This window comes from Mycobacterium branderi (assembly GCF_010728725.1).
GTDB classification, from domain to species: domain Bacteria; phylum Actinomycetota; class Actinomycetes; order Mycobacteriales; family Mycobacteriaceae; genus Mycobacterium; species Mycobacterium branderi.
Genome location: NZ_AP022606.1, coordinates 2,137,430 through 2,149,613 on the forward strand (window position 1 = coordinate 2,137,430; position 12,184 = coordinate 2,149,613).

The window sequence follows — 12,184 nt, forward strand, 5'->3', positions numbered from 1 at the left end:
TTGATCGCGATGACTGCAAAAGACCCCGGTAATCAGGGCATTACCTACGCTGAAGCAGGGGTAGACATCGAAGCCGGCGACCGCGCCGTCGAACTGTTCAAGCCGTTGGCATCGAAGGCCACTCGTCCGGAAGTGCGCAGTAAGCTGGGCGGATTCGCCGGATTGTTCGCTTTGCGCAGCGGCTATCGCGAGCCGTTGTTGGCTGCCTCCAGCGACGGTGTGGGCACCAAGCTGGCCGTCGCTCAGGCGATGGACAAGCACGACACCGTGGGCTTGGACTTGGTCGCGATGGTTGTCGACGATCTCGTGGTCTGCGGCGCCGAGCCGCTGTTCCTGTTGGACTACATCGCGTTGGGCCGGATCGTGCCCGAGCGGCTCAACGCCATCGTCGCCGGCATCGCCGACGGATGCATGCGTGCGGGTTGCGCGCTGCTCGGCGGCGAGACCGCCGAGCACCCTGGCCTGATCGAACCCGACCACTACGACATCTCGGGCACCGCCGTCGGCGTCGTCGAGGCCGACGATGTGCTGGGTCCCGAGCGCGTCAAGCCCGGGGACGTCATCATCGCGATGGGATCGTCGGGGCTGCATTCCAATGGATATTCGCTGGCCCGCAAGGTCCTGCTGGAGATCGACCGGATGAACCTGGCCGGTTATGTCGAGGAGTTCGGCCGCACACTGGGCGAAGAGCTGCTCGAGCCCACCCTGATCTACGCCAAGGATTGCCTGGCCCTGGCCGCTGAAACCCACGTCCGCACCTTTTGCCACATCACCGGCGGCGGGCTGGCCGGCAACCTGGAACGCGTCATACCGCACGGGCTGGTGGCCGAGGTCGACCGCGGCACCTGGACGCCGGCGCCGGTGTTCGCGATGATCGCGCAGCGCGGACGCGTGACGCGTGCGGAGATGGAGAAGACGTTCAACATGGGCGTCGGCATGGTCGCGGTCGTCGCGCCCGAGGACACCGACCGGACACTGGCCATCTTGACCGCGCGGCACCTGAACTGCTGGGTGCTGGGCACCGTCAGCAAGGGTGGCAAAGAAGGCCCCCGAGCCAAGCTCGTCGGGCAACACCCGAGGTTTTAGCGGCGCCAGTCGTCTTCGTCGGCCCAGGGGTCGCTGGGAAACGGTTCGTCGCCGTCGCGCTGGGCGGTGTCGTCGGCGCTCGACCCGGACAGCTCGCGCTGAAGCCGCTCGAAATCGGTCTGCGGGGTGCTGTACTTCAGTTCTCGAGCAACCTTGGTCTGCTTCGCCTTAGCCCGGCCGCGGCCCATGGGGGAACCCCCTCGCGCAATAACGGAGCGGCCCAAGAGAAGGCGGCTCCGATCTGTCAGTGAATTTATTGTCCTGCCGACAGTTTACCGTGCCCCGCGGGTGGGTGCTTGGCCTGCCCTACCCACCAGTACTACTGTCCTCGGCCGGTGCCGCGCAACCGCTCGACGGCCGCTCGCCCGGCCCCGACTGCATCCGCCGGAGGCATGGAATCCGGATCGATGACCGCGGTCACGGCGGCGTCGGAGCCCGTGACCAATTCGGTGTCGGCGGGCAATCCCCGCTTGAGCAGCGCCAGCGCCACCGGGCCGAGGTCCACATGGTCGACGACGGTGCCCAACCGGCCCACCGAGCGCCCGCTGGCCTGCACCGCATCGCCCGTAGACGGCCGATCCGCGGAACCGTCGAGGTGCAAAAGCACCAGCATCCGCGGCGGTCTGCCCAGGTTGTGTACGCGCGCGACGGTCTCCTGCCCCCGGTAGCAGCCCTTGTCCAGATGGACCGCGCCCAGCCCAGGGCCGCCGATCCAGCCCACCTCGTGGGGGATCGTGCGCTCGTCGGTGTCGACTCCGAGCCGTGGGCGCACGGCCGCCACCCGGTGCGCCTCATAGGTCCACACCCCGGCCGGGCGAATGTTGGCCTGCGCCAAGCGGTTTCGCCACCCCGCGGCGTCGTCGCGCGGCACCACCAAGTCCAGCTCGACCTGTGCACTGGTCATCCGGCGCAGGAAGCCTCCGCCCGGGAGCGCCGCGGCCGTCATCTCGGCGGGCAATGCGTCGACGCCGAGAGCGTCGAGAACCGGTCGCTCGGCCAGCCGCGGACCCAGCAGCGACAGCACCGCGAGGTCGGCGGCAGCGGGGCTGACGTCCGACCAGAACACCATCTTGCGCAGGTAGTCCAGCAGCGGCTCGCCGCGCCAGGGCTCGGTGTCGAGGTAGGTGATGCCGCCCAGCTCGGTCTGGATCCAGTGGTCCTCGACGCGGCCCTGCCCGTCCAGGCTGAGGTTCTCGGTGCTGGCGCCGTCGGGCAGCTCGCTGACGTGCTGGGTCGAGATGCTGTGCAGCCAGGTCTGGCGGTCGGCGCCGGTCAGCGTGAGCACCTTGCGGTGGGAGCGGTCCACCAGCACGGCGTCGGTCTCGGCCGCGCGCTGCTCACCCAGCGGATCGCCGTAATGCCAGGTCACACCGGCGTCCGGGCCGGTCTCGGGGGCGGGAACTGCAGGCACATCTCAACTCTACGGGCCCGCCAAGGCCGCCCCGGCCCCGCGAACGTGAAGCCAGTTTCACAGTCGTCGACGAGGGTGAACCTAGCTTCACAGGCGCCGCGATAGGCTCTTACGTCATGACAGACCACCCTGGCGTGGTCGTCACGCTCGACGGCGAGATCCATCCGCCGGGGACGCCACTTCTGTTCGCCGACGATCTCGCCGCGGTGCGTGGCGACGGCGTCTTCGAGACACTGCTGGTACGCGATGGCCAGGCGTGCCTCGTGGAGGCGCATCTGGACCGGCTGACCCTGTCGGCCAAGCTGATGGACCTGCCGGAGCCTGACGCGGCCGCTTGGCGGCGCGCCATCGACGTGGCAGCGCGCAACTGGGCGGCCGATACGACCGACGAGGGCGCGATGCGGCTGGTCTACAGCCGGGGCAGGGAGCGCGGTTCGGCGCCGACGGCGTACGTGACCGTCAACCCCGTCGCGGCCCGGGTGGGCGCCGCACGCCGTGACGGGGTGGCCGCGATCACCCTGCCTCGCGAACTGCCCGCCACCGGCGTCGACGCGATGCCCTGGCTGCTGGCCGGCGCCAAGACCCTGTCGTACGCGATCAATATGGCCGCGCTGCGGCACGCCGGCCGGCACGGCGCCGGCGACGTCATCTTCGTCAGCTCCGACGGCTATGTCCTCGAGGGCCCGCGGTCCACGGTGGTGATCGCCGCGGAAAATCGTTGCCTGCTGACACCGCCGCCGTGGTATCCGATCCTGCGGGGCACTACTCAGCAGGCGCTGTTCGAAGTCGCCCGCGCGAAAGGATACGACTGCGACTACCGCGCCCTTCGGGTATCGGATCTCTTTGATGCGCAAGGGATTTGGCTAGTGTCGAGTATGACGTTGGCTGCGCGTGTCCACACCTTGGACGGCCGGTTGTTGCCGCCCGCGCCGATGGCTGCCGAATTCGCCGAGCTGGTTGACGCCGCGATTCTCAGCGATCGCTGAATTCAGTTGTGGCTCCGGCCGGTTAGCGGTACGGTCGGCCGTACACAGGGAAGGAGGTGGTCCGCAAATTGATTGGCTTATGGACTTGTGAGGTGGCTGCGCGTTAAGCGCGAGCGGCTGGAATCACCTGCGCGCGCTGGCGAATTCCCCGCAGTCACCCGGCCCCCGAGCCTCCGGTCCGTCCAACCAGGAACTACGGCTCGGGGGCCGTCCCATCTCTGGACCTGACCGCTAGCCCGCGAAGCGGGAGAGCCGTGCCGACAAGTGCGGCACCAGCCCGCCGTCGGCGTCCACCCGTTCTTCGACGTAGGCCAAGTCGCCGCCCTCGACGATGCCGTAGAGCCGCTTGGCGCCCCCGACCAGCACGCCTGACTTACTGCACGCCAGTGCGTCGGTGACCAACTCCCACGACGACTGGTTGCGTGGCCGGCCGTAGAACAGCTCGACGTAGCCGGCGGAGTGGGCCAGCAGCAGCTCGATGGCCTGCGACTCACCTGCGTCGTTGGGGTCGACGACGAAGCGCCAGAAACCGGTTTCCCGCAGGTCGTGGCCGTCGTAGTCACCGGAGTCGGTGAGGCGCCACGACCGGGCCTCCCAATTCAGGTAGTCGCCGCCGTCGTGGCTGACCACGATCTGCTGGCCGAACCGGTAGTCGCCGTGGCTGCCGCGACCCTCGCCTTCACCGCGCCACACGCCGACCAGTGGCAGTAACGCCAACAAGGCGTCGTGCAGGTTGGCGCCCTCGCGCAGGTTGGCGGTGTCGGCGGGGCCAGGCAGGTCGTCGAAGACCGGGATGTTGCGTGACGCGGTCACCTTGGCGCGCTCGGCGGCGGCCGCCAGCGCTCGATCGCCAGAACCGGTCCGGTCACTCACGACTCGTCGGTGATCAGCCGATACAGCGCATACAACGCGAACCAGGTGATGACCACCACGGCCGCGACCAGCATGATCTCGAAGAACAGCACCACGGCAATGAGTCTAGTGCGTCAATCCCACCGATATTCTCGGGGCGACCCGCGGCGAGCGTGCACACTTGCACGTCATTTGCGGCGTTTCGGCGTACAAACACGCACGCTCGCTGGGAAACGAAGGCCCGTCAGGCGATCTTGACGTCCACCTCGTGGATGCCGGCGCCCGACGGGGTCACCACCGCGTCGCCGTTTCCGGCCGCCGACAGCGCGCGCAGCGTCCAGGACCCCGGCGCGGCGAAGAACCGGAAATCACCGGTGGCCGACGCGACGACCTCGGCGGTGAACTCGTCACTGGAGTCCAGCAGCCGCACGAACGCGCCGCCGACGGCCTGGCCGTCGCGGTCCACGACGCGGCCGGTGATGACGGTCTCCTTCTCCAGGTCGACGCTGGCCGGCAACGTCTGTCCTTGCTTCGGTGCAGAGCACATATCAGCTTCCCAACTCGATCGGGGCTCCCACCAGGGAGCCGTATTCCGTCCAACTGCCGTCGTAGTTCTTGACGTTTTGGTGTCCGAGCAGCTCGCGCAGCACGAACCAGGTGTGCGACGACCGCTCACCGATCCGGCAATAAGCGATGGTCTCCTTCGACCCGTCGAGGCCGGCGTCGGCGTACAGCTTGGCCAGCTCCTCGTCGGACTTGAAGGTGCCGTCCTCATTGGCGGCTTTGCTCCACGGCACGTTGATCGCGCCGGGGATGTGACCGGGCCGCTGGCTTTGTTCCTGCGGCAGGTGCGCAGGGGCCAGGATCTTGCCGGAAAACTCGTCGGGGGAGCGGACGTCGACCAGGTTCTTGACGTTGATCGCGGCCAGGACCTCGTCGCGGAACGCCCGGATCGAGTTGTCGGGCTGCTTGGCGCTGTAGGAGGTGGCCGGGCGGTTCACCTTCTCGCTCGACAGCGGGCGGCCGTCCAGCTCCCACTTCTTGCGGCCGCCGTCGAGCAGCTTGACCTTGTCGTGGCCGTAGAGCTTGAAGTACCAGTACGCGTAGGCGGCGAACCAGTTGTTGTTGCCGCCGTAGAGGATCACGGTGTCGTCGTTGGAGATACCGCGGTCGGAGAGCAGCTTGGAGAACTGCTGAGCGTCGACGAAGTCACGCCGGACCGGGTCCTGCAGGTCGGTACGCCAGTCCAGCTTGACCGCGCCGGGGATGTGGCCGGTGTCGTAGGCGCTGGTGTCCTCGTCGACTTCGACGAAGACGGTGTTGGCGGCGTCGAGATTGCTCTCGGCCCAGTCGGCGGAGACTAGGACGTCGGAGCGTGCCATGGTGTGGATCCTTTCGGTTGGTTACGCAGACGCGCGACGAGCGGGTAGAGCTGGCAGCCCAGGCAGATGCCGAAGGCCGCGTTGAGGAAGGCCGCCGCCAATGCGGCCGCGGTGGCGACGATCCCGAGCAGGGGAGCGCCGGCGGCGAACCCGGCCACGCCGATGGCGGCGAAGACGAATCCGACCAGTTGAGCGAATTTCAGCGGGGCCACCGGCTCCCGCTCCCGGACCGGCCCGAGCCGCGGCGCCACCAGGTTGGCGAACAGCACGCCGTACGGATGCCGGCGCGGGCCGGCCCAGGCGCCGATCGCGAACACGACTGCCTGCAGACCCAGGATGCCGGCGGCGGCGAAGGTGCTGGTCCCGGCCACAATCAGCGTGGTCACCAGCACCGCGGTGGTGACCCAGGCGACGAATCGCGGTCCGCGAACGTCCACCCGGTCGGTGGTGGTGGTTTCTGACGACATAGAGCTGCTCCTGTTGAGAACGGGAAGGGGGAGGCATGCCAGAACGGCTGCTTCCGAGAGCGGCGCGAGACGGCGCTACTCAGCAGCTACAACAACAGCAGCAACCCGCGGTGCGGCACAGATCGACTGCGCGGCGCTTGGTGAGCACGAGCTCCAGGCGGGCTAACACGTCGGACAGCTTACCCAATGTCCCGACGGTCAAGCCAACAGCGGGGTCAGCGCCGAGCGCAGGTCGGCGGCCGACGGGACGCCGGCGGTGCGGTACCGCTGCCGGCCGTCACCGTCGAAGATGAACGTCGTCGGCAGCGACAGCACCGAAAGGCGGCGCGCCGCAGCCGGGTTGGCGTCCATGTCGATCTCCACGTGCGCCACGTCGCCGAGGTCCTCGAGATCACGGCAGACCTGGCTGACCACGCGTCGCACGCGGTCGCACGGCGCACACCAGGCGGCGCTGAAGTGCACGACCGTCGGCCCGTCCCGGGACAAGCCGAGATCAGTGGTGTCCACTTCGGATCCGACGGCCTGTAGGGACCCGGCGCGGCGGGTCAGCAGCCAGCCGACGAGCGCCGCCAGCGCCAAAGCGGCCACGACAGCGACCAGTGCAGTAGTCATACCTGGTTGAACCCGTCGAGCGTGATCGTTACTCCCTGGGTGATGCCCTCGATGATCACGTCGGAGCCGCGGGCGCCCTGGCTCGTCGGCGCCACGCCGAACGGCAGCCGCTGGTCGGGCAACCGCTGGCGAAACGCCGCCAGCACCGCGTCCCGCTTGTCGTCGGGCACCGTCTGGTTGGCGGTGTCGGGTCCGGTCAGCACACCGGTCGGAGTGAACACCAGCGTGGTGCGGTCCGCTCCCGCGATGGAGAGGTCGACGGCGACGCTGACCCGCTTGTCGAAGTGGGCAGATTTCGGAGTGCCGGTGAACACCAGCCCACGACTGCCCGAGATCCCGGATTCGGTGGTGCCGCCGGTGTTGTCGTTGGTTTCCTGCGGCGGCGCCTCGACCATCAGATCGGTGATGCCCATGTACCGGCCCAGATGCGTCGAGTCGATGATGATGCGGCTTTCCAGCTTGCCCACCGGGAGCTTCGCGTCCGGCCGGATCAGCCATGACGCGTCGCCCAGGCCGATGGAATGCATCGTGGCCTCGAGGGTGGCCTTGCCGACCTTGGGATGGTCGACGGCGCTTGCCTTGATCTCCACCTCGTCGTAGTGGCGCCGCATGGCCTGCGGGATCACCGGGAAACCAAGGATCGCAATAAAGGGATCCGAACCCAGGTGCGCGGTGTTGCGCAGCGTGCGGGACAACCGGTATTCGGCGTAAATAGTGGTCCCGAAATCCACCCCGACGGCTCCGACGAGCACCACGGCGACGGCCACCGCCACCGCGGCCACACCGATGAACACCCTGCGCATCCGCATATTGTTGCCCTTGGATCGTCAGCGGGCGAAACACCTGGTCGCACGTTATCGTTAGATGACCTGGCCGCTAACTACACATCTCGCGAATCTGGGAGACGCCTTTCCCACGACGCTGGAGGGGCTTGCTTGGATCTATTGCTGCTGACCGCGGAGCCGCACCCGGACTCGGTCCTGCCGTCGTTGTCGCTGCTCGCCCACACTGTGCGGACAGCGCCGGCCGACGTGTCGTCGCTGCTGGAAGCGGGCAGCGCCGACGTCGTGCTGGTCGACGCGCGCAACGACCTGCCGGCGGCGCGCGGTCTGTGCCGCCTGCTGGGCACCACGGGCCGGTCGATCCCCGTCGTGGCGGTGGTCAGCGAAGGCGGGCTGGTGGCGATCAACTCCGACTGGGGGCTCGACGAGATCCTGCTGCCGGCCACCGGGCCCGGCGAGATCGATGCGCGGCTGCGGCTGCTGGTGGGACGCCGCGGCGGCCTGGCCGACCAGGAGAGCGCGGGCAAGATCAGCCTCGGCGAGCTGGTGATCGACGAGGGCACCTACACCGCCCGGCTGCGGGGTCGTCCGCTGGACCTCACCTACAAGGAGTTCGAGCTGCTCAAGTACCTGGCGCAGCACGCCGGCCGGGTTTTCACCCGCGCGCAACTGCTGCACGAGGTATGGGGCTACGACTTCTTCGGCGGCACCCGCACCGTCGACGTGCATGTGCGACGGCTGCGGGCCAAGCTCGGCCCGGAGTACGAGTCGCTGATCGGCACCGTGCGCAACGTGGGCTACAAGGCGGTGCGCCCGGCCCGTGGCCGGTCACCCGAACCGGAACCGGCCGACGACGAGGAGCCGGGACTGGACACCGACTCCGACCCGCTCGTCGACCCATTGCGCAGCCAGTGACCGACTGGCACTCGGAGCTGTCTGCGGACGAGCAGCAGCAGGTGCGTGAACTCGTCGCTGCGGCAACCGCATTCGATAAGGTGGCACCCGTCGGGGAGCAGGTGCTACGAGAGCTCGCGCATCGGCGAACCCGACATCTGGTGGCCACCGAGCCGCAGACAGACGCCATTGTTGGTTATCTGAATCTGACTGTCCCGCAAGATGATTCGTCTGCAATGGCCGAGCTCGTGGTCCACCCGGACGCGCGCCGGCACGGCATCGGCACCGCCTTGATCCGCACTGCGTTGTCGAAAACCGATGGACGTAACCAGTTTTGGGCGCACGGCACATTGGAAGCGGCCCGGGCTACGGCGTCGGCGCTGGGTCTGGTGCCCGTGCGCGAACTCATCCAGATGCGTCGTCCGCTGAACGACGTCGCCGCGCCCGCCGTGCCCGACGGCGTGCGGATCCGCACCTACGCCGGCGTCGGCGACGACGACGAACTGTTGCGGGTCAACAACACCGCGTTCGCCGCGCATCCCGAACAAAGCGGCTGGACGCAGGCCGATCTGGCCGAGCGGCGCGCCGAACCGTGGTTCGACCCCGAGGGACTGTTTTTGGCCTTCGACCAGACAACCGACAAGTTGCTGGGCTTTCACTGGACCAAGCTGCATCCCGACGAGAGCGGCCTGGGTGAGGTCTACATTGTCGGCGTCGACCCGGCGGCCCAGGGCCGTGGGCTCGGCGGCGTGCTGACGGCGGTGGGGGTCGCACACCTGGCGCGTCGGCTGGCGGACAAGGCGGATCCGACGGTGATGCTCTACGTCGAATCGGACAACACCGCCGCGCTGCGGACCTATCGGCGGCTCGGCTTCGTCCAGCACAGCGTCGACACCGCCTATGCTGCGGGTGTCCCCTGATTCACCCTGTGTTCACTGATAACCGGCAATCTCCAACCCATGCGCACTGCGCCGCACGACGTTCGAGAAAGACATCTCACGAAGTTAAGAGTCAAGCCACGAGCGAGAGAGGAGGTGGAAACGCCAGGTGTTCGTTGTAGAGCCGGCCGGTCTGCAGGCAGTGGTGGAGTTGGCCGAGAAACTTGTTGAACAGGTGCCGTTGGGCTTGGTGGTTCCAGTCTCCGGCGGCGCGGCGGGCATCGTAGTGGCGACGCGCGCCCGGCGAGGCGCGCAGCGATCCCAGTGCCCAGATCGGGCCGACGGCGGCCAGTCGCCGGTTCTTGATGTGGCGGTGCAGGACAACGGTTTTCTTGCCGCTGGCGCGGGTGATGGGGCGGATCCGGCGAAGGCTTTGAGTCCGCGGGCCTCAGCGAAGCGGGTTCGGTCATCGCCGATCTCGGCGAGCACCTGGCGCCGGCCAACATCCCCAGGCCGGGGAAGCTGGTGATGATCTTGGCGTCCGGGTGTTGCTCAAAATGGGCGATCGCCGCCTCGGCCAGCTCGTCGGCCGCGGTGCAGGCGGCCTCGAGTTGGCGCAACAACGCCGCCAGTTGGATGCCCATCGCGTTTTCCACGGCCGGCGGTTGGTGCAGGTAGGTGTCGGTGAACACGGCGCGCAACCGCTCGATATCGCGGTCGAGATGGCGTCGGCGGCCAGCTTTGGTCAGCAGTCGGCGCAGCCGGAGTCAGCGTCGCCGCCTGCGTTGGGGTCGGCGCAGCGGCCAAGATGGTGCGGGCGTCGGCGCGGGCCAGTCCACCCTCGGGCAGCCCGGCGAACGCGGCGATGGCGGCCGGGTAGAAGTCTTTGAGCAGGTCGCGGATCTGGTTGCCGATCTGCTGACGCGCCCAAACCGCATCTTGCTGGGCGCGGGCGAGCACCCGGATGGCTTGGGCCAGCTCGGTGTCGGCGGGCAGCGGTCGGTGCGCGGCGGCATCGGTGCGCACGATATTGGCCAGCAGCACCGCATCGGTGGCATCGGATTTGGCCCCCGACACTGCATGCCGTGCCCGGTACCGCGAGGCCGCCAGTGGGTTGATCGGGTAGATCACCCGGCCGGTTTCGCGCAGCGCGGCCACCCACAGTCCGCGATCGGTTTCGATCCCCACCGGGATTGGATGCGCGGCGCTGTCACCGGCCTCAGCCAGCAGCGTCAACAGAGCCGCGAACCCGGCCGCATCATTGCTGACCCGTCCGCGGGCCACCACACGCCCGTCGTCGTCGATGACGGCGACATCGTGATGTTCAGTGGCCCAATCAATTCCACAAAACAAGCCCAAGGTGTCATCACTCCTTCGATCGATGGTTATGCCGTCACCGGTGGACTCACGCGGCGCCCTAATCGCGGGACTCTTAGGTCCGTCATCTCACTAGCCGTCCGTGACTCCAGCTCACCGCAGGACCTCGTTCTATCGAAGAGCTCAAGGCTCGGGAAACACAGTCGGGAGGTCAACCCTGCGGTGGGCTCGGGCAACGGCATCCCACCACCACCGGAGGTGATCTGCCGCCAGGCGCGCCGTTCTTTCTCTAGACGTCGAGCGTCGGGACAAACCAGGCATCACCTGACAGCAGACCAACCAGGAAACAGACCCTGGTCGCCACCACGACCAGCAATCCATCCCTACTAAACGATTAGGACGCGCTACACGGTGGGTAAAGCGTTGATCGCGGCGGCGGTCCTGAGCCTGGTACTGGCCGGCTGCGGCAGCGACAACAACATCGGCACCCCCGCGACGTCGTCGCCCGCGATCGACTGCGGCGGCAAAGACGCCCTCACCGGCGAGGGCTCGACCGCTCAACAAAACGCCATCGCGCTGTTCAACCAGGCCTGGGCGCGGTTCTGCCCCCGCAAGAACGTGTCCTACAACCCGACAGGGTCGGGCGCGGGCCGGGAGCAGTTCGTCGCCGGTCATGTCGATTTCGCCGGCTCGGACTCGCCGCTGACCGCTGAGCAGGCCGAACCGGCAACCAAGCGCTGCAACGGCAACCCGGCCTGGCACCTGCCGCTGGTGTTCGGGCCGGTGGCGGTGGCCTACCACCTCGACGGCGTCAACCCCCTCGTCGTCAACGCCGACGTGCTGGCCAAGATCTTCACCGGCAAGATCACCAATTGGCGCGACCCGGCGATCGCGGCGCTCAACCGCGGCGTCACCCTGCCCGACATCGACATTGCGCCGATCTACCGGTCGGACTCCTCGGGCACCACCGACAACTTTCAGAAATACCTGGGCGCCGCGGCCCCGCAGAGCTGGACCAAAGGTGCCGGCAGCGAGTTTCAGGGCGGCGTCGGCGAGGGCGTGCAGAAGTCCGCGGGTGTGGTGCAGGCCGTGCAGTCCACGCCCGGCGCCGTCGCCTACGTCGAGAAGGGCTTCGCCGACCAGGCCTCGCTGACCTATGCGCAGATCGACGACGGCGGCGGCGCAGTGGCGCTGAGCGACGACGCCGCCCGCAACGCGATCGACGACGCCAAGTTCGCCGGCGCCGGCAACGACCTGCGGCTGGACCTGAACTCTCTCTACGGCACCAAAGAACCCGGCGCCTACCCGCTGGTGCTGGTGACCTACGAGATCGTGTGCTCGAAAGGCTACGACTCGGGCATTTCGACGGCGCTCAAATCGTTTCTGACCGCGGCCGCCGACTACGGTCAACAGGGGCTGTCGCCGGCCGGATACATTCCGCTGCCGGACAGGTTCAAGCAACGCCTGGTGGCGGCGATCGGCGCGATCCAATAAGAACCAACGGCGATGGGATCGAA

At 67.8% G+C, this 12,184-nt stretch carries 14 protein-coding genes and 1 pseudogene; 5 read left to right on the top strand and 10 right to left on the bottom strand.

The window, feature by feature from the left end:
• The first annotated feature begins 9 nt into the window (after nucleotides 1-9).
• Nucleotides 10-1,086: a phosphoribosylformylglycinamidine cyclo-ligase gene (gene purM / locus G6N47_RS11020; protein ID WP_083130925.1), complete on the top strand. Its 1,077-nt coding sequence runs from the start codon at nucleotides 10-12 to the stop codon at nucleotides 1,084-1,086.
• Here purM and G6N47_RS11025 read toward each other — a convergent pair.
• Together G6N47_RS11025 and ygfZ are read right to left on the bottom strand one after the other, a co-directional pair.
• Complete coding sequence (locus G6N47_RS11025; RefSeq protein ID WP_083130924.1) at nucleotides 1,083-1,274, bottom strand: DUF3073 domain-containing protein; 192 nt, start codon at nucleotides 1,272-1,274, stop codon at nucleotides 1,083-1,085. The two genes, purM and G6N47_RS11025, sit on opposite strands and share 4 nt — an antisense overlap.
• Before the next feature lie 131 nt (nucleotides 1,275-1,405).
• Entirely contained in the window at nucleotides 1,406-2,497 is a 1,092-nt protein-coding gene (gene ygfZ / locus G6N47_RS11030) for a CAF17-like 4Fe-4S cluster assembly/insertion protein YgfZ (RefSeq protein ID WP_083130923.1), read from the bottom strand.
• A 134-nt stretch (nucleotides 2,498-2,631) separates the two neighbouring features.
• Here ygfZ and G6N47_RS11035 point away from each other — a divergent pair, with 134 nt between their 5' ends.
• Nucleotides 2,632-3,483: an aminodeoxychorismate lyase gene (locus tag G6N47_RS11035; RefSeq protein ID WP_139799427.1), complete on the top strand. Its 852-nt coding sequence runs from the start codon at nucleotides 2,632-2,634 to the stop codon at nucleotides 3,481-3,483.
• A 231-nt stretch (nucleotides 3,484-3,714) separates the two neighbouring features.
• Here G6N47_RS11035 and G6N47_RS11040 read toward each other — a convergent pair whose 3' ends face one another.
• The 7 genes from G6N47_RS11040 to lmeA form a co-directional block, all read right to left on the bottom strand.
• Entirely contained in the window at nucleotides 3,715-4,356 is a 642-nt protein-coding gene (locus tag G6N47_RS11040) for an FABP family protein (protein WP_139799410.1), read from the bottom strand.
• 223 nt (nucleotides 4,357-4,579) lie between these two features.
• Nucleotides 4,580-4,882: a DUF1416 domain-containing protein gene (locus G6N47_RS11045; protein ID WP_045374431.1), complete on the bottom strand. Its 303-nt coding sequence runs from the start codon at nucleotides 4,880-4,882 to the stop codon at nucleotides 4,580-4,582.
• A gap of 1 nt (nucleotide 4,883) precedes the next feature.
• Nucleotides 4,884-5,717: a sulfurtransferase gene (locus G6N47_RS11050; RefSeq protein ID WP_083130920.1), complete on the bottom strand. Its 834-nt coding sequence runs from the start codon at nucleotides 5,715-5,717 to the stop codon at nucleotides 4,884-4,886.
• The gene (locus G6N47_RS11055; protein WP_083130919.1) at nucleotides 5,696-6,184 is read right to left on the bottom strand and encodes a DUF4395 domain-containing protein; all 489 of its coding nucleotides are present in this window, start codon (nucleotides 6,182-6,184) and stop codon (nucleotides 5,696-5,698) included. The genes G6N47_RS11050 and G6N47_RS11055 overlap by 22 nt, the downstream gene beginning before the upstream one ends.
• A 79-nt stretch (nucleotides 6,185-6,263) precedes the next feature.
• A complete protein-coding gene (locus G6N47_RS30315; RefSeq protein ID WP_372507691.1) occupies nucleotides 6,264-6,353 on the bottom strand; it encodes an Ms5788A family Cys-rich leader peptide in 90 nt (29 codons plus the stop codon).
• A gap of 29 nt (nucleotides 6,354-6,382) precedes the next feature.
• The gene (locus tag G6N47_RS11060; RefSeq protein WP_083130918.1) at nucleotides 6,383-6,796 is read right to left on the bottom strand and encodes a thioredoxin family protein; all 414 of its coding nucleotides are present in this window, start codon (nucleotides 6,794-6,796) and stop codon (nucleotides 6,383-6,385) included.
• Nucleotides 6,793-7,605, bottom strand: coding sequence for a mannan chain length control protein LmeA (lmeA, locus tag G6N47_RS11065; RefSeq protein ID WP_083130917.1), 813 nt, complete (start codon nucleotides 7,603-7,605; stop codon nucleotides 6,793-6,795). Before lmeA ends, G6N47_RS11060 begins: the two co-directional genes overlap by 4 nt.
• 126 nt (nucleotides 7,606-7,731) lie before the next feature.
• On the opposite strand from lmeA, the gene G6N47_RS29625 reads away from it, so the two are divergent.
• Complete coding sequence (locus G6N47_RS29625; RefSeq protein WP_163659615.1) at nucleotides 7,732-8,493, top strand: winged helix-turn-helix transcriptional regulator; 762 nt, start codon at nucleotides 7,732-7,734, stop codon at nucleotides 8,491-8,493.
• Nucleotides 8,478-9,392, top strand: coding sequence for a mycothiol synthase (mshD, locus tag G6N47_RS11075; RefSeq protein ID WP_372517523.1), 915 nt, complete (start codon nucleotides 8,478-8,480; stop codon nucleotides 9,390-9,392). The genes G6N47_RS29625 and mshD overlap by 16 nt, the downstream gene beginning before the upstream one ends.
• Before the next feature lie 91 nt (nucleotides 9,393-9,483).
• Here mshD and G6N47_RS11080 read toward each other — a convergent pair.
• A pseudogene (locus G6N47_RS11080) lies at nucleotides 9,484-10,703 on the bottom strand (IS110 family RNA-guided transposase).
• Nucleotides 10,704-11,078: 375 nt separating this feature from the next.
• On the opposite strand from G6N47_RS11080, the gene pstS reads away from it, so the two are divergent.
• A complete protein-coding gene (gene pstS / locus G6N47_RS11085; protein ID WP_232080179.1) occupies nucleotides 11,079-12,161 on the top strand; it encodes a phosphate ABC transporter substrate-binding protein PstS in 1,083 nt (360 codons plus the stop codon).
• Nucleotides 12,162-12,184 lie beyond the last annotated feature (23 nt).